The organism is Streptomyces sp. NPDC027663, from assembly GCF_055566415.1.
Window position 1 is genome coordinate 84,149 of the sequence record NZ_JBVHSK010000013.1, and the last position, 18,715, is coordinate 102,863.

At 72.4% G+C, this 18,715-nt stretch carries 16 protein-coding genes; 7 read left to right on the top strand and 9 right to left on the bottom strand.

What is annotated here, in order from left to right:
- Positions 1 to 6: 6 nt before the first annotated feature.
- Positions 7 to 372, bottom strand: coding sequence for a DUF6479 family protein (locus ACZ4SF_RS28830; RefSeq protein ID WP_468389732.1), 366 nt, complete (start codon positions 370 to 372; stop codon positions 7 to 9).
- Between the two features lie 162 nt (positions 373 to 534).
- Between ACZ4SF_RS28830 and ACZ4SF_RS28835 the strand changes: the two genes are divergently transcribed.
- Complete coding sequence (locus ACZ4SF_RS28835; protein ID WP_468389735.1) at positions 535 to 909, top strand: four-helix bundle copper-binding protein; 375 nt, start codon at positions 535 to 537, stop codon at positions 907 to 909.
- Between the two features lie 204 nt (positions 910 to 1,113).
- A complete protein-coding gene (locus tag ACZ4SF_RS28840; RefSeq protein ID WP_468389738.1) occupies positions 1,114 to 2,292 on the top strand; it encodes an acyl-CoA dehydrogenase family protein in 1,179 nt (392 codons plus the stop codon).
- 265 nt (positions 2,293 to 2,557) lie between these two features.
- Here the strand turns inward: ACZ4SF_RS28840 and ACZ4SF_RS28845 are convergent, their stop codons facing one another.
- The 3 genes from ACZ4SF_RS28845 to ACZ4SF_RS28855 form a co-directional block, all read right to left on the bottom strand.
- Positions 2,558 to 4,825, bottom strand: a complete 2,268-nt coding sequence (locus ACZ4SF_RS28845) for an ATP-binding protein (protein WP_468389741.1) — start codon at positions 4,823 to 4,825, stop codon at positions 2,558 to 2,560.
- A 470-nt stretch (positions 4,826 to 5,295) separates the two neighbouring features.
- A complete protein-coding gene (locus ACZ4SF_RS28850) occupies positions 5,296 to 6,111 on the bottom strand; it encodes an intradiol ring-cleavage dioxygenase (protein WP_468389743.1) in 816 nt (271 codons plus the stop codon).
- Between the two features lie 374 nt (positions 6,112 to 6,485).
- Complete coding sequence (locus ACZ4SF_RS28855; RefSeq protein WP_468389746.1) at positions 6,486 to 6,818, bottom strand: putative quinol monooxygenase; 333 nt, start codon at positions 6,816 to 6,818, stop codon at positions 6,486 to 6,488.
- A gap of 128 nt (positions 6,819 to 6,946) precedes the next feature.
- On the opposite strand from ACZ4SF_RS28855, the gene ACZ4SF_RS28860 reads away from it, so the two are divergent.
- Entirely contained in the window at positions 6,947 to 7,105 is a 159-nt protein-coding gene (locus ACZ4SF_RS28860; RefSeq protein WP_468389749.1) for a hypothetical protein, read from the top strand.
- On the opposite strand, the gene ACZ4SF_RS28865 is transcribed toward ACZ4SF_RS28860, so the two are convergent.
- The 4 genes from ACZ4SF_RS28865 to ACZ4SF_RS28880 all read right to left on the bottom strand — a co-directional run bounded on the left by ACZ4SF_RS28865 (position 7,089) and on the right by ACZ4SF_RS28880 (position 10,500).
- On the bottom strand, positions 7,089 to 8,051 hold the full coding sequence (locus tag ACZ4SF_RS28865) for an alpha/beta fold hydrolase (protein WP_468389753.1): 963 nt from the start codon (positions 8,049 to 8,051) through the stop codon (positions 7,089 to 7,091). The two genes, ACZ4SF_RS28860 and ACZ4SF_RS28865, sit on opposite strands and share 17 nt — an antisense overlap.
- A 321-nt stretch (positions 8,052 to 8,372) precedes the next feature.
- Entirely contained in the window at positions 8,373 to 9,461 is a 1,089-nt protein-coding gene (locus ACZ4SF_RS28870) for an ABC transporter ATP-binding protein (protein ID WP_468389756.1), read from the bottom strand.
- Positions 9,458 to 10,306 (bottom strand): molybdate ABC transporter permease subunit, encoded by an 849-nt coding sequence (gene modB / locus ACZ4SF_RS28875; RefSeq protein WP_468389759.1) that lies wholly within the window; start codon positions 10,304 to 10,306, stop codon positions 9,458 to 9,460. The genes ACZ4SF_RS28870 and modB overlap by 4 nt, the downstream gene beginning before the upstream one ends.
- Entirely contained in the window at positions 10,303 to 10,500 is a 198-nt protein-coding gene (locus ACZ4SF_RS28880) for a hypothetical protein (RefSeq protein ID WP_468389763.1), read from the bottom strand. The genes modB and ACZ4SF_RS28880 overlap by 4 nt, the downstream gene beginning before the upstream one ends.
- Positions 10,501 to 11,068: 568 nt before the next feature.
- Here ACZ4SF_RS28880 and ACZ4SF_RS28885 point away from each other — a divergent pair.
- Positions 11,069 to 11,920: an oxygenase MpaB family protein gene (locus ACZ4SF_RS28885; RefSeq protein ID WP_468390116.1), complete on the top strand. Its 852-nt coding sequence runs from the start codon at positions 11,069 to 11,071 to the stop codon at positions 11,918 to 11,920.
- A gap of 54 nt (positions 11,921 to 11,974) precedes the next feature.
- Complete coding sequence (locus ACZ4SF_RS28890; protein WP_468389766.1) at positions 11,975 to 13,543, top strand: phytoene desaturase family protein; 1,569 nt, start codon at positions 11,975 to 11,977, stop codon at positions 13,541 to 13,543.
- 266 nt (positions 13,544 to 13,809) lie between these two features.
- Here ACZ4SF_RS28890 and ACZ4SF_RS28895 read toward each other — a convergent pair whose 3' ends face one another.
- Positions 13,810 to 15,642, bottom strand: a complete 1,833-nt coding sequence (locus ACZ4SF_RS28895) for a serine hydrolase domain-containing protein (RefSeq protein ID WP_468389769.1) — start codon at positions 15,640 to 15,642, stop codon at positions 13,810 to 13,812.
- A gap of 182 nt (positions 15,643 to 15,824) precedes the next feature.
- Here ACZ4SF_RS28895 and ACZ4SF_RS28900 point away from each other — a divergent pair, with 182 nt between their 5' ends.
- Positions 15,825 to 16,952, top strand: coding sequence for a nitronate monooxygenase (locus ACZ4SF_RS28900; protein WP_468389773.1), 1,128 nt, complete (start codon positions 15,825 to 15,827; stop codon positions 16,950 to 16,952).
- Positions 16,953 to 16,960: 8 nt separating this feature from the next.
- Complete coding sequence (locus tag ACZ4SF_RS28905) at positions 16,961 to 18,511, top strand: acyl-CoA synthetase (RefSeq protein ID WP_468390119.1); 1,551 nt, start codon at positions 16,961 to 16,963, stop codon at positions 18,509 to 18,511.
- The last annotated feature ends 204 nt before the right edge of the window (positions 18,512 to 18,715 follow it).

Consider the following 18,715-nt stretch of genomic DNA (forward strand, 5'->3'; position numbering starts at 1 on the left):
CCGGACTCAGTGGGCGCCGAGTCCGCCGCCGCCGAACGACCCGCTGGAGCCTTTGCTCCAGCGCGGACGATCCTTCGACGCGCTCGGCCGGCTGTCCATGTTGGTCAGCTCGTACGGGGTGAGCGGGCGGCCCCCCTTGGCGATCTGGGGAACGTCGGCGCACTCCCTGTTCTCCCGGACCTCGTGCACCGCCCCTTCCGGCGGAAGCGTGGGCTGCTCCTCGGGGCGTGGGCGCGGGGACTCGTTGTACCGGACGCGCGAGGTCATCCAGAAGCCGCCGGCGAGCAGCGCCAGCACGGCCACGGCCACGATGAACAGGACGAGGCTCATCAGGCCGCTCGCTGCGGCCAACTGCGTCGATGCGGTGTTCATAGGACAGGAGTACCCCACTCAGAACCGGACGAACCCGGACACTATGGGTCATCGGACGGTGCTGCACGGCGACGGGCCATGCTGTTCCGGCCGCCTCGGGCCAGTGCGCCGTAGGTCCCAGCGTTGTGGTTTGTGGCCGCCCGCCCCGGCTACCCGCATGCTGTGACACCGCCGACTTCGCAGCAGCAGCTCTATCGGTTCCTGGAGGACCGCTTCACCTGCGCGCAGGCGTGCACGGAGTGTGCCCGGGCCTGCGCCGTGCGGGCGAGCCTCGTCGACCCGGACGGCACCGAGCGCCAGGAGCGTGTCCGCCGGCTGGGCATCATGTGCGCGGAGGTGTGCGACGCCACCTGCCGGGTGCTGAGCGAGGAGAACCAGCAGGACGAGGAGGGGATGCGGGTCCGGGTGGACTGGTGCCGCTCGATCTGCCTGGAGTGCGCCCGCGCCTTCGACGACCACCCCGGCGCCGAGTCGTCCGCGGCGACCTGCCGGGCCTGCGCGGAAGCCTGCGCGGACTTCCTGGAGACGCTCGGCTGAGCCGTCCCGCCGAGGGGGCCGTCCCGCTTGAGGGGCCGTGCTTCCGAGGGGTCGTCCCGCCCGAGGGGTCGTCGCGCCCAGTCGGCCCCGCCGCGGCCGGGGCGGCCCGCGTGTGGACTCATCCCGAGCCCGGCATTCCCAATTTCTGGAACACGTTCTACGGTGTGCGCCGTCAGGACCACCCTTGGGGAGCCTGGAGGCGCCGTGCATCTCGACCACACGCCCGAGCAGCAGCGGCTGCGCACCGAACTGCGCGCCTACTTCGCGGAGCTGGTCCCGGACAACGCCTACGCGCGGTACGCCGACCCGGCCGCGCAGAAGCGGTTCTACCGTGACACCATCCGCCGCCTCGGCACGGACGGCTGGCTCGGCGTCGGCTGGCCCGAGGAGTACGGCGGGCGCGGCATGACGGCGATGGAGCAGTTCATCTTCTTCGACGAGGCTGCCCAGGCCGGCGTACCGCTGCCGCTGATGGCGCTGAACACGGTCGGGCCGACGATCATGCGGTACGGCAGCGACGAGCAGAAGGCCTACTTCCTGCCCCGTGTTCTCTCGGGCGAGATCGACTTCGCGATCGGCTACAGCGAGCCCGACGCCGGCACCGACCTCGCCTCGCTGAGGACGCGCGCCGTACGCGACGGCGACGAATACGTCGTCAACGGGCAGAAGATCTGGACGACCAACGGCGACACCGCCGACTGGGTGTGGCTGGCCGTGCGCACCGACCCCGAGGCCCCACCGCACAAGGGCATCACCATGCTGCTGGTGCCGACCTCGGACCCCGGCTACTCCTGCACGGTCATCCGCACCCTCGCCTCCCATGACACCACCGCGAGCTACTACGAGAACGTCCGTGTCCCCGTCTCGCGCCGCGTCGGCAAGGAGAACGAGGGCTGGCGCCTGATCACCAACCAGCTCAATCACGAGCGGGTCACCCTCGCCGCGCACGGCACCATGGCCATCCGGGCCCTGCACGACGTGCAGCGCTGGGCACGGGAGACCAAGCTCGCCGACGGCCGCCGGGTGGCCGACCTGCCCTGGGTGCGCCGGCTGCTGGCCCGCACCCACACCCGGCTCGACGCGCTCAAGCTCCTCAACTGGCAGATGGTGACCGCCGTCCAGGACGGCACCCTCACCCCGCAGGACGCCTCCGCGGTCAAGGTCTACGGCTCCGAGGCCCGCCGGGACGCGTACGCCTGGCTCATGGAGATCGTCGCCGCCGCCGGCCCCTTGCGGGAGGGCTCGGCGAGCGCCGTCCTGCACGGCGAACTGGAGCGCGGCTACCGCTCGGCGGTCATCTTCACCTTCGGCGGCGGCAACAACGAGATCCAGCGCGAGATCATCTCCTGGATCGGCCTGGGGATGCCACGGGTACGGCGCTGAACCGGGTGCGACCAGGCATTTCGGTCGGCACATGAGCAAGATGGTCGGCACCAGATCACGCGCCGGGATGCCTGCCTCCGGGCCCGCTGAGTTCCAGATTCTGCCTCTTCGGCAGCGATGAGCTGCTCCTTCGGCGGAGTGGCAGGCGACCGGAGGCGCCGTGCCTCTTCGTTTCCTGCCTCTTCGTCTCCTGGGCGACTGCGCCGACGAAATCGCCGGCTCGAACGGGCGGAACTCCTGCAGAACGACGACTGCCGGTGATCCGTCAGCCGTACGGGTCCTCGGCCCTGGTCCGTGCGGCCACCCACAGGGCGATCTGCGTGCGTGACCGCATGCCCAGCTTGTCGCGCACCTTGTCCAGGTGCGTGGCGACCGTATGCGCCGAAAGACCGAGCCGGTCCGCGATCTGGCGGTTGGTCAGTCCGTCGGCGACGAGCCGGACCACCATGAACTCCCTCCCGGTGAGCGCGGACCGGTCGTCGACGACCTCCACGGCGTCCGTCGTCCCGCGCTGGTCGTCGCTCCCGGTCCGCAGTGCGTACGCGACAAGCCGGTTCCCGCGCAGCCGACGGCCGCCGCTGACGGCCGCGTCCCGAGCGGCCGCCGGCAGCCCTGTCCGGGCACGAGCCGCCGTTCGTTCCACCTGGCGTCGCCACGGAGCCTCGGACACGGTGTCGAGTCGGTGGCGTGCCTGCGCGCTCGCCTCGCACAGCAGGAGGGCCCGCCGCATGTCGCCGCTCTCGGCGGCCACGAGGGCCAGGCCCTCCACCGGGTAGAGCGCGTGAACACTTGTGCCGGGGACGATCCGCAGTACCTCGGTGAACAGCGCCTCGGCACTTTCCAGATGCCCCAGAGCCAGCCGCACGGCGCCCGCTGTGTGCAAGGCAGCCGCGACCCGGCTCCAGGGGGCGTGAGCCCTGAGCACGGGCAGGCAGCGGGACATGAGTGTGTCGGCCTCCAGTTCCCCGCCCGCCTGGAGCAGCGCCCAGGCCAGGTGATGGGTGCACCACGCGGTGTCCGTGGGTGTGCCCAGCGTGGCGACGACATCCAGGCACTCGCGCAGATCGGCGACGGCCGCGCCGAATTCCCCGCGGCACAGCCGTGCCGCGGCCCGCGCGTCCAAGGCGTTGGCAAGTCCGGCGGGGTGCTTGCGCGTGCGCTCCATGGCCACCGCTCGCTCGCCGAGGGAGAGTGCCTGTGCCAGGTCGGCCCGCTGGCAGGCAACGCGCGCGGCGAGCGCCGGTACCGCCCCGCCGAGCGCCCGGCCGCCGGCTTCCTGCAGCAGTCCCGTCAGCAGCGCGCGGGCGGCTGACGGCTGTTCCTGCTCGTAGTGCACGCGCGCCAGTTCCAGTTCCAGCCGTGCGAGCGAGGCACCGTCCCGGACGGCGGGGCCGGCCAAAGCCGCCGCCAGGTTGTCCCGTTCCATGGCCAGCGGGCTGCCGGCCTGGTCGGGGAACACCTCGTCACCGGCTCGGCCGGCCAGCCCGTTCAGCCACTCGAGGACCCGGCGCCTGGTGGTGTGCAGTTCGCCGGAGGCGCGCAGACACTCCAGGGCGTAGGCGCGGATGGCGCTCAGCTGTCGGAAACGTGCGGTCTCCGCCTCCGAGAGACGTGTGATCAGGGACTTGGCCTCCAGGGCACACAGGATGCCGGGTATCTGCGCCGGTGCGATGCCGGCACCGGTGCAGACTGCCCGCGCCACGGCCATGTCGAACCCGCCGACGAGGACCGCAAGACGCCGGAAGACCGCCTGTTCGGCCGGATCGAGCAGTCGGTGGCTCCAGTCGATCGCGGCGGCCAGCCCGCTGTGGCGCCCGGGTCCGGTCCGGTATCCGCCTGTCAGGAGGGACAGCGAAGACATCTGGTCGCCCAGTCCCGCCAGGATGTCACCCAGCGGAAGGGTCCCGGCCCGGCGGGCCGCCAGCTCGACGGCGAGCGTGAGGCCGTCCAGTCTGCGGCAGATCTCGGCGACCGTCCGGCCGTTTCCGCGATGGAGCGTGAATCCTGGTGAGCAGTGCGCGGCACGTTCGACGAACAGCCGGACGGCGTCTGCCCGCAGAAGGACGACCGGGTCGTCTCCGGCGTCGGCCGACGGCAGCGACAGCTCACCGATCCGGAGCACCGTCTCCCCTGGTACGCGCAGGGCCTCTCGACTGGTGGCCACGATCCGTAGCCGAGGGCAGTGGCTCAGCAACGTCGCGATCAGTCGGGCGCACGGCTCGGCCAGATGCTCGCAGTTGTCCAGGATCAACAGCCGACGGGCGTCGCCGATGGCGTGGACCAGGACGTCGGCACCGGATCGTCCCGCCCGTTCGCCCACGGCCAGCGCGGCGGCGACGGACTGTGCGAGCGCGGCGCCGTCGTGCAGCGCGTCGAGTTCGACCAGGTCGACCCGCCCGTGGCGGCCGGGCGAATCCTTGGCGAACTCCAGCGCCAGCCGCGTCTTTCCGACGCCGCCGGCACCGGTCAAGGTCAGGAGCCGCGATGACCTCAGCAGGGTGCGCAGCCGCGACAGCTCGGCCCGTCGGCCCACGAAGGAGTCGAGGGCCTGTGGCAGGCAGCGGACCTGGGCGGCCGCGGAGTCATCGCTCTGTGGGGGCGCTGATGCAGCCGTCTGTGCCCGGCGGGGAGTCCGGCGCGCCGAGCGCTGCCTGAACGCCCTTTGTCTGCATGCGTCGGAGCAGTAGCGAGCCGGTCGACCGCGGCGCGGTCCACCGGCCAGCGGTGCGCCGCACGCCTCACATGTCATGCTCAGGTCATCCCCGATTCCCGGCCGTCCATTCCCGGGACGAGATCCTCGAGTCCGTCGTCCTCCCGTCGCGCGCAGTGCGGCCGTGGGTCGACTAGGCCACCGCTGAAGGGCCGTAGGTCTCTCCTGCGGTCGCGGTTCCTGCGACAACCCGTTCCGGCACGTGTCGACAAGCGGCGGGCGCGGGCGGCCGACCGCGCAGCGGCAGGGCTCGCCATCGCTGCGGCGGGCCGGCCACCGCTCGGCCGGGAGCGTCAGGGGACGGCGTCGGGATCGATGCCGAGCACGACGGTGCCGATCACTCCCTTGCCGAGGTCGCTGCCGATCTGTGTGAGAGTCAGCAGCGTGGAGGACCCGCCGTTGCGGTAGATGCCGTCCTTGGCGTTGAGCGTGCGGGTGGCCGTATTGCTCCGATAGGGGGCCGACGTGGCGACCCTGCTGTTGTACGTCTCCGGGAAGTAGAGCTGGCCCGTGTGGGAGACGTGGCCTCCGTGGTACCTGCCGTCGGTGACCGTGCCGCCGACATGTGTCTTGACGTGGATGTGGAGGGCACGGCCGACGTACCAGCCGGGGTAGATGGTGGTGAACTCCGCGACGCCAATGGAGTCGGTCAGTTGCACGCCGCGCAGGAAGGTCGTGTCCGGGGTGGAGCCGCCTGCCACGTATCCGGAGTAGACGCCGAGAGCGTCGCAGTGCCAGATGTCGACCGCCGTGCCGGGCAGTGCAGAGCAGGTCGCGGTGTCGATCACCTTGACGCGGAGGGTGAGGGGCACGCCGGGCTTGCCCTCGGTGATGTTCTTGCGGACCGTCTCCAGGTCCAGGTAGTAGGGCCCCTCGGTCTGCTCGGGCGTGAGGACGCAGTCGGCGGCCGGCCGGGTCGGGGGCTGGGCGGCGTCGTTCCCGCCTGCGGTCGCGGTCGCCTGCCCGGCCGTCAGTCCGAGAGCGGCCGCGCCGAGGGTCGCACCGCCGAGGGCGGCTATGACCGTTCTGCGGGTTGCGCCGGCCGGGCCGTCGGCGGTCCCGGGGCCGTGCTCGCGTTCCGCGGAAGGGGGGTGGGGGGTGTCAGTCATGCTGTGAAGAATGGCCCGTGCGGCAGCCCGTGGGATCGATCAGATGACCGGTGAGTCGGGCGCGTCACGAAACTCACCGCGCCGACGACCGCCCGGCTGCCGGACGTGATGCGGAACGTGCGTCCCGCCCTTCGGATCAGGGAGCGGACCAGATGAAGATGCCGGCGACGTGGAGTCCCGCTCGCTCGGAAGACGTTGGCGGTCTTCCTGTAGCGGGTGGCCACGCCGCGCCGGTTCCTCAGGCGGTCGATGCAGCGTCCGACGGTGCTGCGCAGTGTGAACGCCTCACGGTCGAAGGCGGGCGGCCGCCCTGGCGACCCTTGCGCCTGCGATGGGCGATCTGGTCGCCGGGCTGTGCACGTCCAGACGGAGAACTACTCCTGTCCGGGGACCGCCATCTCCCCGAGGAGCGACCAATCGTCCTGCGGAACGGTCGCGTTCACGATGCGCGGCGTCTCGACCAGATGCGGCGGCAGTGTCTGCTGTGCAGCCTTGAAGTGCGCGGACTGCACATGCGCGGCTCCCGCCTCGTCGTCGCGGAAGGCCTCGACCAGGACGTACTCCGTCGGCTCCGCCACGCTGCGCGACCAGTCGAACCACAGGCAGCCGGGTTCGGCGCGCGTGGCCCGGGTGAAGTCGGCGGTGATCTCGGGCCAGCGGTCGGCGTGTTCGGGACGGACTCGGAACTTGGCGGTGATGAAGATCATGGGATTCCTTCGCTGATGTCTGTGCGTCCTGCATCCGACAGGCGTTGCCTACGACGCGGGCAGGGACGACGAGGCGATCCATGGGCAGGCGGGGCTTCGCTCGCTCTCCGGCCGCGCGACCAGGACTCATGGCGACACGATCCTACGAGTTCGGCTTGCCGGCACCGGTCTTCGGCCCCGGCACCGGACCGCCGCGCACCACAGGCTTCCAGGTGCCGGGGCGGGTCCCGGCCTTCCGTGCGGGTGGTCCGGCCACCACCGGCTCACCGCTCAGGGACATGCCCTGAGGAATTCGACGAGTGCCGCGTTGACCTCGTCCGGGCGTTCCTGCTGGGTCCAGTGCCCGCAGTCCGCCAGCCTGAGGGGCTCCCGCCACAGATCGGGCATCAGCGCGGGGAGCATCTCGATGAGTTCGGGGGTGCCGGGGAAGGCAGGCACGAGATCGCGGTCGCCGTAGATGTACAGGGCGGGCCGGGTGACGAGGGCCCCCTGCCAGGCAGCGGTCAGTTCCCAGTTGCGGTCGAGGTTGCGGTACCAGTTGAGAGCCCCCGTGAAGCCCTGGGAGAAGCTCTCGGTGAGCGCGTCGAGGTCCTCCTCGGTGAACCACTCCGGCAGCACCTCGGGATCCGGCATGTCCGCCAGCCACCCCTTCTCGAGGTCGACCAGCGGCTGCTCGACCTCGCCGGAGGAGTGGGCGGCCCCGGAAGCGAAGTGGAAGAACTTCCGGAGGGTGGTGCGCACGTCCCTGCCGAACTCGGCGTCGGCGACTCCGGGGCGGTTGAAGTAGTTCCAGTAGAAGCGGCCGCCGAACTTCTGGTCCATCGCGACGAGCGGAGGCTCCGGCCCCCGGAAGGGGGGCGGCACGCTCAGGCCCGCCACCGCGCTCACCATGTCCGGCCGCAGCAGAGCGGTGTGCCAGGCGACCGGCGCACCCCAGTCGTGCCCGACGACGTACGCCTTCTTCTCCCCGAGGGCACGGATCAGTCCGACGACGTCGCCGACGAGATGCAAGATCGTGTATGCGTCGACGTCGGCCGGGTGGTCGCTGCGCCCGTAGCCCCGCTGGTCCGGGGCGACCGCCCGGAAGCCCGCGTCGGCCAGCGGTCCGAACTGGTTGTGCCAGGAGTGCCACGACTCGGGGAAGCCGTGCAGCAGTACCACGAGGGGGCCGGTGCCTTGCTCGGCGATGTGCAGGCGGATGCCGTTCACGTCGACCATGCGATGCTCAACCATGTGATCGAGCCTACGCGCGGTGATCTTCGGCGGCGCGTTGAGAATCCTCGCGGTCGAAACGTCGCCGCGCGGCCGGTCACCCGGCACGACCGGTGTCCCTCCGGGGCTCTTGTGTGCCGTCGGCGGCCGGCCGAGGAGCTTTTCGAACGCGGCCGTGTAGGCGGCCGGTTGTCGTAGCCCAGCATGGCCGCGACACGGGTGACGGGCACGCCCGCGGTGAGGTGCCGCAGGGAGTGCAGGACGCACGCCCGCTGCCGCTGGTCGTGATGGTGGCCGTGGGAGCCTGAGGCGGTGGCCGGCCTGCTGCCGGGCAAGGCCGCCTCAGGCGGGGTACGCGTGCGTCTGGGCCGCCTTGACCGTCGCCCAGACGGGGGCCCCGGGACGCAGGTCCAGTTCGGCGGCGGCGACCGTCGTCAGGTCCGCGGCGAGCGGCAGCTCGCCGGCGAGGCCGGCGCGGATCTGGTCGCCGTGGGTCTCCAGGCCGGTGACCTCGCAGCGCCAGAGGTTGCGGGCGCTGGAGCCGGTGGGACGGTCCCGGTACAGGGTGACCGCACCGGGCGGGAACGCGACGAAAACCGCTCCGCTGAGATCCTCGGTGGTCGTGATCTCGGGTCCCGCGTCGAGCCGCACGGTGTGTCCCGCGGCCCGGCCCCGGTAGAGGTTCAGGCCCACCAGGTCGGCGATGTAGTCGGTGCGCGGGTGCCGGGCGATGTCGGAGGGCGTGCCCTCCTGGACGATACGGCCGTCCTCTATGACGACGAGGCGGTCGGCCAGGACCATCGCGTCCAGCGGATCGTGTGTGACGAGCAGAGCGACCGCTTCGAAGTCGGCCAGGTGGTGACGGAGCTGGGCGCGGACGTCCAGGCGGGTGCGGGCGTCGAGGGCGGCGAGCGGCTCGTCGAGGAGCAGCAGCCGGGGGTGGGTGGCGAGGGCGCGGGCCAGGGCGACGCGCTGCGCCTGGCCGCCGGAGAGGCGGCGGGGCTTGGCCGAAGCGTGCGCGGCGAGCCCCATCCGGTCCAGCCATACGGCAGCCTGGGCGCGGGCCCGCGACTTCGGCACACCGTGGCAGCGCGGTCCGAAAGCCACGTTGTCCAGCGCGGACAGGTGAGGAAAGAGCAGGTAGTCCTGGAAGACCACGCCCACCGGGCGCGACTCGGGGGGCGTGCGGTCCAGCTCCGCGCCGTCGAGCCGGAGATGCCCGCCGGCGAGCGGCACGAGACCGGCGAGCGCACGCAGGGCGGTCGTCTTGCCGGCGCCGTTGGGGCCGAGCAGCGCGACGACGTCCCCGGGCGCCGCGGTCAGCGCCACATCGAGGCGGAAGGCGCCGCGCTCGACCACCAGCCGGGCGTCGAGGCCTTCGGTGACCGGCCCCGGCGTCCTGTCGTGGGGGAGCTCGCGGGTGTCGGTCATGAGGCGGTCATCCAGCGGTCCCGCAGCCCGGCCAGTACCGCGATCGACACGGCCAGCAGGACCAGGCTGAGCGCGATCGCCGCATCGGGGTCGTTCTGCAGCGCGAGGTAGACGGCGAGGGGCATGGTCTGGGTGCGGCCGGGGAAGTTGCCGGCGAAGGTGATCGTCGCGCCGAACTCGCCGAGTGCGCGGGCCCAGGCCAGCACGGCGCCCGCGGCGACACCGGGCGCGATCAGCGGGAGGGTGACCCGGCGGAATGCGGTGAAGCGGGACGCGCCGAGCGTGGTGGCCGCCTCCTCGTAGCGGGGGTCGGCGGCGCGCAGGGTGCCCTCCACGCTGATGACCAGGAACGGCATCGCCACGAAGGCCTCCGCGACCACGACCCCGGTGGTGGTGAAGGGCAGGGTGATCCCGAACCAGGCGTCGAGCCACTGGCCGATGACCCCGTTGCGGCCCAGGGCGAGGAGCAGGGCCACACCGCCGACGACCGGGGGCAGCACGAGCGGCAGCGTCACCAGGGCCCGGACGAACCCGCGCCCCGGGAACTCGACCCGCGCCAGCAGCCAGGCGAGCGGCACGCCGAGCACCAGGCTGACGGCGGTCGCGGCGGTGGCGCTGATGAGGGACAGCTGAAGCGCCTGCCACGCCTCGGTGCTGGTCAGCAGGCCGGGCATGCTCCGCCACGGGGCCCTGATCAGCAGGGCGACGAGCGGCAGCACCAGGAACGCCAGGCCGATCAGTGCGGGCAGCAGGAGGGCCGGCGGTGTTCCTCCGCGGGCGCGGCGGCGTAGCGGCCGGTTCGGGCGGGGGCCGGTCGTGGCGCCGGCCGGGCGGGGTGAGGTCACGGCTTGAGGGATCCGGCCTTGCGCAGGACCGGCTGCGCCCCGCCGGAGACGGCGGCCGAGCCCGGCGCGGGGGAGTCCGACGTGCTGCCGGAGTCCGAGCCGGACGAAGAGCAGGCGCTCAGGGCCGGCAGCGCGGTGCCACCTGCGCCGGCCATCCGAAGCGTCCGGCGGGTCCGCCGCGCGGAACGGGTCATCACGGAGCCACTCCCTCAAGATCCAGAAACGGACTTGTCCACGGTGTCTCGACGACCACGTCCGCCGACTCGGCGCGGCAGCCCGTCTCGACGACCACGTCCACGGACTCGCACGGCAGCCGGCCACAACCGTGTGCCTGCGCCGATCATACTGTCGCAGGTGCGAGGGAGAAGTCTCCTGTCGCATCGCATGAGCCGATCGTTCCCTCTGCCGGCATGGCATGTGCGTTTGTACGTGACGCAGCCGGCGGGTGGCCGGCCTTCCGCGAGCGCCCCGGATCCACCATGCGCGTGGGCTGCATCCGCATTACGGCTCCTGTGCGGCGGGCACCCTGTACAGCCACAGCACGACGTCGGCCGAGCACGGCGACCGGGACCCTCACCCTGCGCGGTGAGATCCCGCACCGGCCCGCGCGCGCCCGGACCGCGTGCCACTGCCCCACGTGAACCTCGTCGTGCTCAGCGCCCGGGACCCAGCCGTCCTCACCGTGACCCACGTCCAGCCCCCGCCCGTGCACGAGCCTTGATATCGGCCGCGGGTGCTGCCCAGACTGCCGGTGTGGACGGCATGGACACGCGCGGCGACCCGGGTCTCTTCGGCCCCGGCTCGGTGACCTGGCAGATGCACGGCGACCCCATGATGTGGATCGCCGGTGTGCGCGCGCTCTACCTCCAGGCCCTGCATCCGCGCGCGGTCCGCGGGGTACTGCAGAACTCCGACTTCCGCCGCGACGCCTGGGGCCGGCTGCTGCGCACCGCGAACTTCGTCGGCACGACGACGTACGGCACGAGCGAGGCCGCCGAGCACGCCGGGGCCCGGGTACGGAAGATCCACGAGATGCTCTGGGCGACCGACCCGGACACCGGCGAAAGGTACGGCGTAGACGAGCCCGAGCTGCTGCTGTGGGTGCACTGCGCGGAGATCGACTCCTACGTCCACGTCATGCGCCGTTCCGGCTACCCGCTCACCGACGCCCAGGCCGACCGGTACATCGCCGAACAGCGGATCAGCGCCCGCCTGGTGGGGCTCGCCCCGGAGACCGTACCCGCGAGCCGCGCCGAACTCGCCGCGTACTTCGAGACGGTGCGCCCCGACCTGGCCGCCGGACCCGAGGCGCGCACGGTGGACGACTTCCTGCTCCGCCCGCCGGCCCACCCCCTCCTGGTCCCGGCGCGCGAACTGGCGTGGCGGCGCGTGGCGGAGCTGGCGTACGCCGCCCTGCCGCCGTACGCCCACGCGCTGTACGGCAGGCCGGCCCCCGCGCCGGCCGTCGTCACCCGCCGGCTGCGCGCCACCGGCGTCCTGCTCCGCGGTGTTCCCGCCCGGCTGCGCTGGCAGCTCCCGCCGAAACACATCCTGCGCGCCATGGCACGGCTCGGCCCGCAGACGCGTCCGGCGCTGCACAAAGCGCAGCCGTGATCCGTCCCCGGCCCGCCTCTGGCCGTTCCGGATCACCGCGTGCTACGAAGAACCATGTCTGCGAACGAGGGAACCCGCGCGTACGACGCCGTCATCGTGGGCGGCGGCCACAACGGCCTGGTCGCCGCCGCCTACCTGGCCAGGGCCGGCCGCTCCGTGCTGATCCTGGAACGGCTGGACCACACCGGCGGCGCGGCCGTCTCCACCCGTCCGTTCGCCGGGGTCGACGCCCGCCTCTCCCGGTACTCCTACCTGGTCAGCCTGTTGCCGCGGAAGATCGTGGACGACCTCGGGCTGGACTTCCGGGTCCGCTCCCGCACCATCTCCTCGTACACCCCGGTGGAGCGGGCGGGACGGCCCACCGGACTCCTCGTCGGCGGCGGCGAGCAGCGCACCCGCGACGCCTTCGCCCGGCTGACCGGCGGGGACCACGAGTACGAGGCCTGGCAGCGCTTCTACGGCATGACGGGCCGCCTCGCCCAGCGCGTCTTCCCGACGCTCACCGAACCGCTGCCCACCCGTGACGAGCTACGCCGACGCATCGACGACGACACCGCCTGGCGGACCCTGTTCGAGGAGCCGATCGGCGTCGCGATCGAGGAGAACTTCACCGACGACCTGGTCCGGGGCGTCGTCCTCACCGATGCGCTCATCGGCACCTTCGCCGACGCCCACGACCCGTCCCTCGCCCAGAACCGCTGCTTCCTCTACCACGTGATCGGCGGTGGCACCGGCGCCTGGGACGTGCCCGTCGGCGGCATGGGCGCCCTCACCGACGCGCTGGCCGCGGCGGCCCGCTCGGCGGGCGCGGTCGTCGCCACCGGGCACGAGGCGGTCCGCATCCACACCGACGGGCGGACCGCCGAGGTCACCTATCGCACGGCCGACGGCGAGGGTGTCGCCGTCGGCCGGCACGTCCTGGTGAACGCCTCCCCGCAGGCACTGGCCGCCCTCACCGGAGACCCGGCACCCGAACCCGCCGAGGGCGCCCAGCTCAAGATCAACATGCTGCTGGAACGGCTGCCCAGGCTGCGCGACCCCGAGGCCGACCCGCGGGAGGCGTTCGCCGGCACCTTCCACATCGCCGAGGGCTACCGGGAACTGGCCACCGCCCACGCCCAGGCCGCGGCCGGCGAACTCCCCGTGACCCCGCCCTCGGAGATCTACTGCCACTCCCTGACCGACCCCACCATCCTCGGCCCCGGTCTCGCCGAGCGCGGCTACCAGACGCTCACCCTCTTCGGCCTGCACACCCCGGCCCGGCTCTTCGACCGGGACAACGACGCCGTACGCGAGGAACTGCTGAAGTCCACCCTCGCCCAGCTCGACGCCCACCTCGCCGAACCCCTCGCCGACTGCCTGGCCACCGACGCCGACGGCCGCCCCTGCATCGAGGCCAAGACCCCGCTCGACCTCGAACGGGACCTGCGGCTGCCCGGCGGCAACATCTTCCACCGGGCGCTGTCCTGGCCGTACGTGCAGGAGGACGAGGGCACCGGCCGCTGGGGCGTGGAGACCCGGCACGCCAACGTTCTGTTGTGCGGGGCGGGTGCGGTGCGCGGGGGAGGGGTGAGCGGGGTGCCCGGGCACAACGCGGCCATGGCGGTGCTGGAGCGCGGCTGACCGCTCGGCCCGTCCGCCTCGGCCGGCCGCGTGCTCTCACCGCCGGCCTCGGCCGGCCGCGTGCTCTCACCGTCGGTCTCGGCCGGCCGCGTGCTCTCACCGTCGGCCTCGGCCGGCCGCGTGCTCTCACCGTCGGTCTCGGGCGGCCGCGCACTCTCGCCGTCCGCCTCGTCCGGCTGGGCCACGCCAGCCGGCCTCAGCCAACCTCGCTCGGCCTCGGTCGGTCTCGCTCGGCCTCGGTCGGTCTCGCTCGGCCTCGGTCGGGCTCAGTCGGACGAGCGCTGCCAGCCCACCGCCGTGATCCGTGCCGTGTCCGCCGGGCGCGCCCCGTCGAACAGCACCGCCCTGCCCGCCTCGACGTGTACGGCATCGGCATAGGCGCCCCGGCCGACGTACAGCCGGTCGGTTGTGTACCGCCAGCGCAGGGTGAGTCGGCGGTCGGCCGGGAGGGCGGCGGTCAGGCGGTGCCAGACGCGGCCCGACCAGCCCGTGACCGTGCCGGTCGGGTGGTCCCGGGCGCCCTCGCCGTGGCGGACGGTGGTGAAGGGCACCGGCTGCCAGGCGGTGCCGCCGTCCGTGCTCGACTCCAGGGCCAGTACGTCCGCCCCGGGCTCGGTGTCCCACCACAGAGCACAGCGCAGAAACGCTTCGCCGGCCGCAGTGTCGAGCGCGGGCAGTGTGAGCGTCGCAGTGCCGGCGCTCGCCATACCGGAGAACCATGCCGTACGTCCCCGCGCCGGGCGGACCGGCACGGCACGCGCCAGGTCGTTGCCGGCGGCGGCCCGGGGAGCAGAGCCGGAGCGCCAGTTGCGCACGGGATGCACCGAGTTGCCGAGCACGACGAGGAAGGAATCGGTCGTCGGGTCGAGGACGAGCGAGGTGCCGGTGAAGCCGGTGTGGCCCGCCGTGCGCGGGGTGGCCAGCGCGCCCATGTACCAGTGCTGGTAGAGCTCGAAGCCGAGCCCGTGCGCATGGCCCGGGAACGCCGTGTTGAAGTCGGTGAACAGCAGCGCGGCGGACTCCGGGCGCAGCACCCGCGTCCGGCCGTGGACGCCGCCGTCGAGCAGGGTGCGGCCGAGTACCGCGAGGTCCCAGGCGCAGGAGAAGACTCCGGCGTGGCCGGCGACGCCGCCCAGGCCGTACGCGTTCTCGTCATGCACCTCGCCCCACACCAGGCCCCGGTCCAGTCCCGACCAGGGGACGCGGGCGTCCTCCGTCGCCGCGATCTCGGGCTTCCAGGAGGCGGGCGGGTTGTAACGGGTGCGGTGCAGCCCGAGTGGGCCGGTGATCTCGTCGTGCAGGAGCACGTCCAGGGTGCGGCCCGTGATCCGCTCCAGCACCAGCTGGAGGGAGATCATGTTCAGGTCCGAGTACAGAAAGGTGGTGCCGGGCGGGTTGAGCGGCGCCTCGTCGAAGATGAGCCGGAGCTTCTCCTCGCGCGTCGGCGCCTTGTACAGCGGGAGCCAGGCGCGGAAGCCCGAGGTGTGCGTGAGCAACTGACGGATCGTCATGAACTGCTTGCCGGCGGCTCCGAACTCCGGGAGGTACGAGGCGACCGTCGCCTCCCGCTCCAGTCTGCCTCGCTCCATCTGCTGCACCGCAAGGACGGAGGTGAACAGCTTGGAGACGGACGCCAGGTCGAACACGGTGTCCCGGGCCATGGGGATCTGCCGCTCGAGCGGTAACTCGACTCCGGTGTCGGTCTTCTCGTCGTACCCGGCGTAGCGGACCGCCATGCCGATCGGCTCGTGCAGGGCCACGGTGTCGCCGCGTCCGGCGAGCAGGACGGCGCCCGCGTACCAGGGGTGCCGGGGGGAGGGGGCGAGGAACGCCCGGGCGTCCGTGACGAGTTGCCGCAGGTGCGCGGGGAGCAGCCCGGCACGTTCGGGCGAGCCGTGGCGCAGGGTCCGGTGGGCGGGGGTGGCGGCGCCGGCGGGGGCAAGGGGCGCGGTCCGGGGCCTGGCGGGCGTGGGTGCGGCGGTGGCCGGGTGTGCCGGGAGCGCGCCGAGGGCCAGTGCGCCCCCCGATGCCAGGGAGCCCACGACCAGTCGGCGGCGCGTCGGCCCGCTCGCTCGTCCGCCTGCAACGTCGTCCGTCATCGCGCGGCCTCCCGGCTGAAAGTATCTTTCGGGGCTTGCCCTGCCGGTGAAACTTTCCTGTCAGGCGGGAGGTGTGTCAACGGGGCGCGGCCCGGTGGACCGGAATCCGACGGCTCGGCAGAATCTGACGGATCATCAGAATAGGGCTTCCGTCGTCCGGCAGGCTGCGGCATCCTGCGCCCATGCAGACGGAGCTGAGCAGGGAACTGGGAATCGAGCACGCCGTCTTCGGCTTCACGCCGTTTCCCGCCGTCGCCGCGGCGATCAGCCGGGCCGGCGGCTTCGGCGTGCTCGGCGCGGTCCGCTACACCGCCCCCGACGACCTCAAACGCGACCTCGACTGGCTCGACGCGCACGCCGGGGGCCGGCCCTACGGGCTGGACGTGGTGATGCCCGCGAAGAAGGTGGAAGCCCCGGAGAACCACACGCTGACCGAGGCGGACGTCGAAGCGATGATCCCCGAGGGGCACCGGCGGTTCGTCCGGGAGACCCTCGCCCGCTACGGCGTCCCGGAGCTGGCCGAGGGCGAGGCGTCCGGATGGCGCATCACCGGCTGGATGGAGCAGGTCGCCCGAAGCCAGTTGGACGTCGCCTTCGACTACCCGATCCGGCTCCTGGCCAACGCGCTCGGCTCACCTCCCGCCGATGTCGTCGCCCGCGCCCACGACCGGGACATCCTGGTCGCCGCTCTCGCCGGCAGCGCCCGCCACGCCCGTAAGCACCGGGAGGCCGGCATCGACGTCGTCGTCGCCCAGGGCTACGAGGCCGGCGGCCACACCGGGGAGATCGCCACCATGGTGCTCACCCCCGAGGTCGTGGAGGCAGTCGACCCGCTGCCCGTCCTGGCCGCGGGGGGGATCGGCAGCGGACGGCAGGTGGCCGCCGCACTCACCCTTGGCGCCCAAGGCGTGTGGCTGGGCTCCATATGGCTGACCACCACAGAAGCGGACCTCCACTCGGCCGCCCTGACCCGCAAGCTGCTCGCCGCCGGATCCGGGGACACCGTCCGCTCCCGCGCTCTGACCGGGAAACCCGCCCGCCAGCTCAGGACCGAGTGGACCGACGCCTGGGACGACCCGGCCGGGCCCGGCACGCTGCCCATGCCCTTGCAGGGACTGCTGGTCGCCGAGGCGGTCTCCCGCATCCAGAAGTACGAGGTCGCGCCGCTGCTCGGCACCCCCGTCGGCCAGATCGTCGGCCGGATGACCGGCGAACGCAGCGTCCAGGCCGTCTTCGACGACCTCACCCGCGGCTTCGAAGAGGCCGTGGACCGCGTCAACCGCATCGCCGGAAGGAGCGGCCAGTCGTGAGCGCATCCCTGAGCACCCCCCCTGCCGGATTCTGGGCACAGGCCGCCCAGGACCCCGGCCGGACCGTCCTCGTCGCCCCCGACGGCGAGGAGTGGACCGCAGGCCGCCTGCACGCCGCCGCCAACCGGCTCGTCCACGGCCTGCGGGCGGCCGGCCTGGCGCGCGGTGACGCCTTCGCCGTCGTCCTGCCCAACGGCGTCGAGTTCCTGACCGCCTACCTGGCCGCCACCCAGGCCGGCCTCTATCTGGTGCCGGTCAACCATCACCTCGTCGGCCCCGAGATCGCCTGGATCGTCGCCGACTCCGGCGCCAAGGTGCTCGTCGCGCACGAACGGTTCGCCGACGCCGCGCGCCGGGCCGCCGACGAGGCCGGGCTGCCGGCCGGCCACCGGTACGCGGTCGGCGCGGTCGACGGCTTCCGCCCCTACGCCGAACTCCTGTCCGGACACACGGAGTCGGCTCCCACCGCCCGCGAACTCGGCTGGGTCATGAACTACACCTCCGGTACGACGGGACGCCCGCGCGGCATCCGCCGCCCGCTGCCCGGCAAGGCGCCCGAGGAGTCGTACCTGGGGGGCTTCCTCGGCATCTTCGGCATCCGGCCGTACGACGGCAACGTCCACCTCGTCTGCTCCCCGCTTTACCACACGGCCGTCCTGCAGTTCGCCGGCGCGTCCCTGCACCTGGGCCACCGCCTGGTGTTGATGGACAAGTGGGCCCCCGAGGAGATGCTCCGTCTCATCGACACCCACGACTGCACCCACACCCACATGGTCCCGACCCAGTTCCACCGTCTGCTGGCCCTTCCGGACGAGGTGAAGGCCCGCTACGACGTCTCGTCCATGCGGCACGCCATCCACGGCGCCGCTCCCTGCCCGGACCATGTGAAGCGGGCCATGATCGACTGGTGGGGGCACTGTGTGGAGGAGTACTACGCGGCCAGCGAGGGCGGTGGTGCCTTCGCCACCGCCGAGGACTGGCTGAAGAAGCCCGGAACGGTCGGCAAGGCCTGGCCGATCAGCGAACTCGCGGTCTTCGACGACGACGGTGACCGGCTCCCGCCCGGCCGGCTCGGCACCGTCTACATGAAGATGAACACCGGCGGCTTCTCCTACCACAAGGACGAGGGCAAGACCCGCAGGAACCGCATCGGCGACTTCTTCACCGTCGGCGACCTCGGATACCTGGACGAGGACGGCTACCTCTTCCTCCGCGACCGCAAGATCGACATGATCATCTCCGGCGGGGTCAACATCTATCCGGCCGAGATCGAGTCCGTCCTCCTCTCCCACCCGGCGGTCGCCGACGCCGCCGCCTTCGGCATCCCGCACGACGACTGGGGCGAGGAGGTCAAGGCCGTGGTCGAACCGGCGCCGGGACACGAGCCGGGACCGGAACTGACCGCCGCGCTGCTCGCCCACTGCTCCGACCGGCTGGCCGGCTACAAGCGGCCGAAGAGCATCGACTTCATCGCCGAGATGCCCCGCGACCCCAACGGCAAGCTGTACAAACGGCGGCTGCGGGACCCGTACTGGCAGGGGCGCACCCGACCGGTGTGACCCGCACGGAACGAGGCAGGCGAGTGAGGGTGCGATCGCATCCACGGCAGGGGTGGCCTATGCAACTACTCGCCCGCCTCACGGCTGTTCATGTACAAGGCGACCCGCGACCACCTCCAGTGGACCGGCGACACCGGCGCATACCCCCGCTCCACCATGGGCGCGCTGTGCCCGGCCGTGTGCCCGGGTGCTTGACCGGCACGG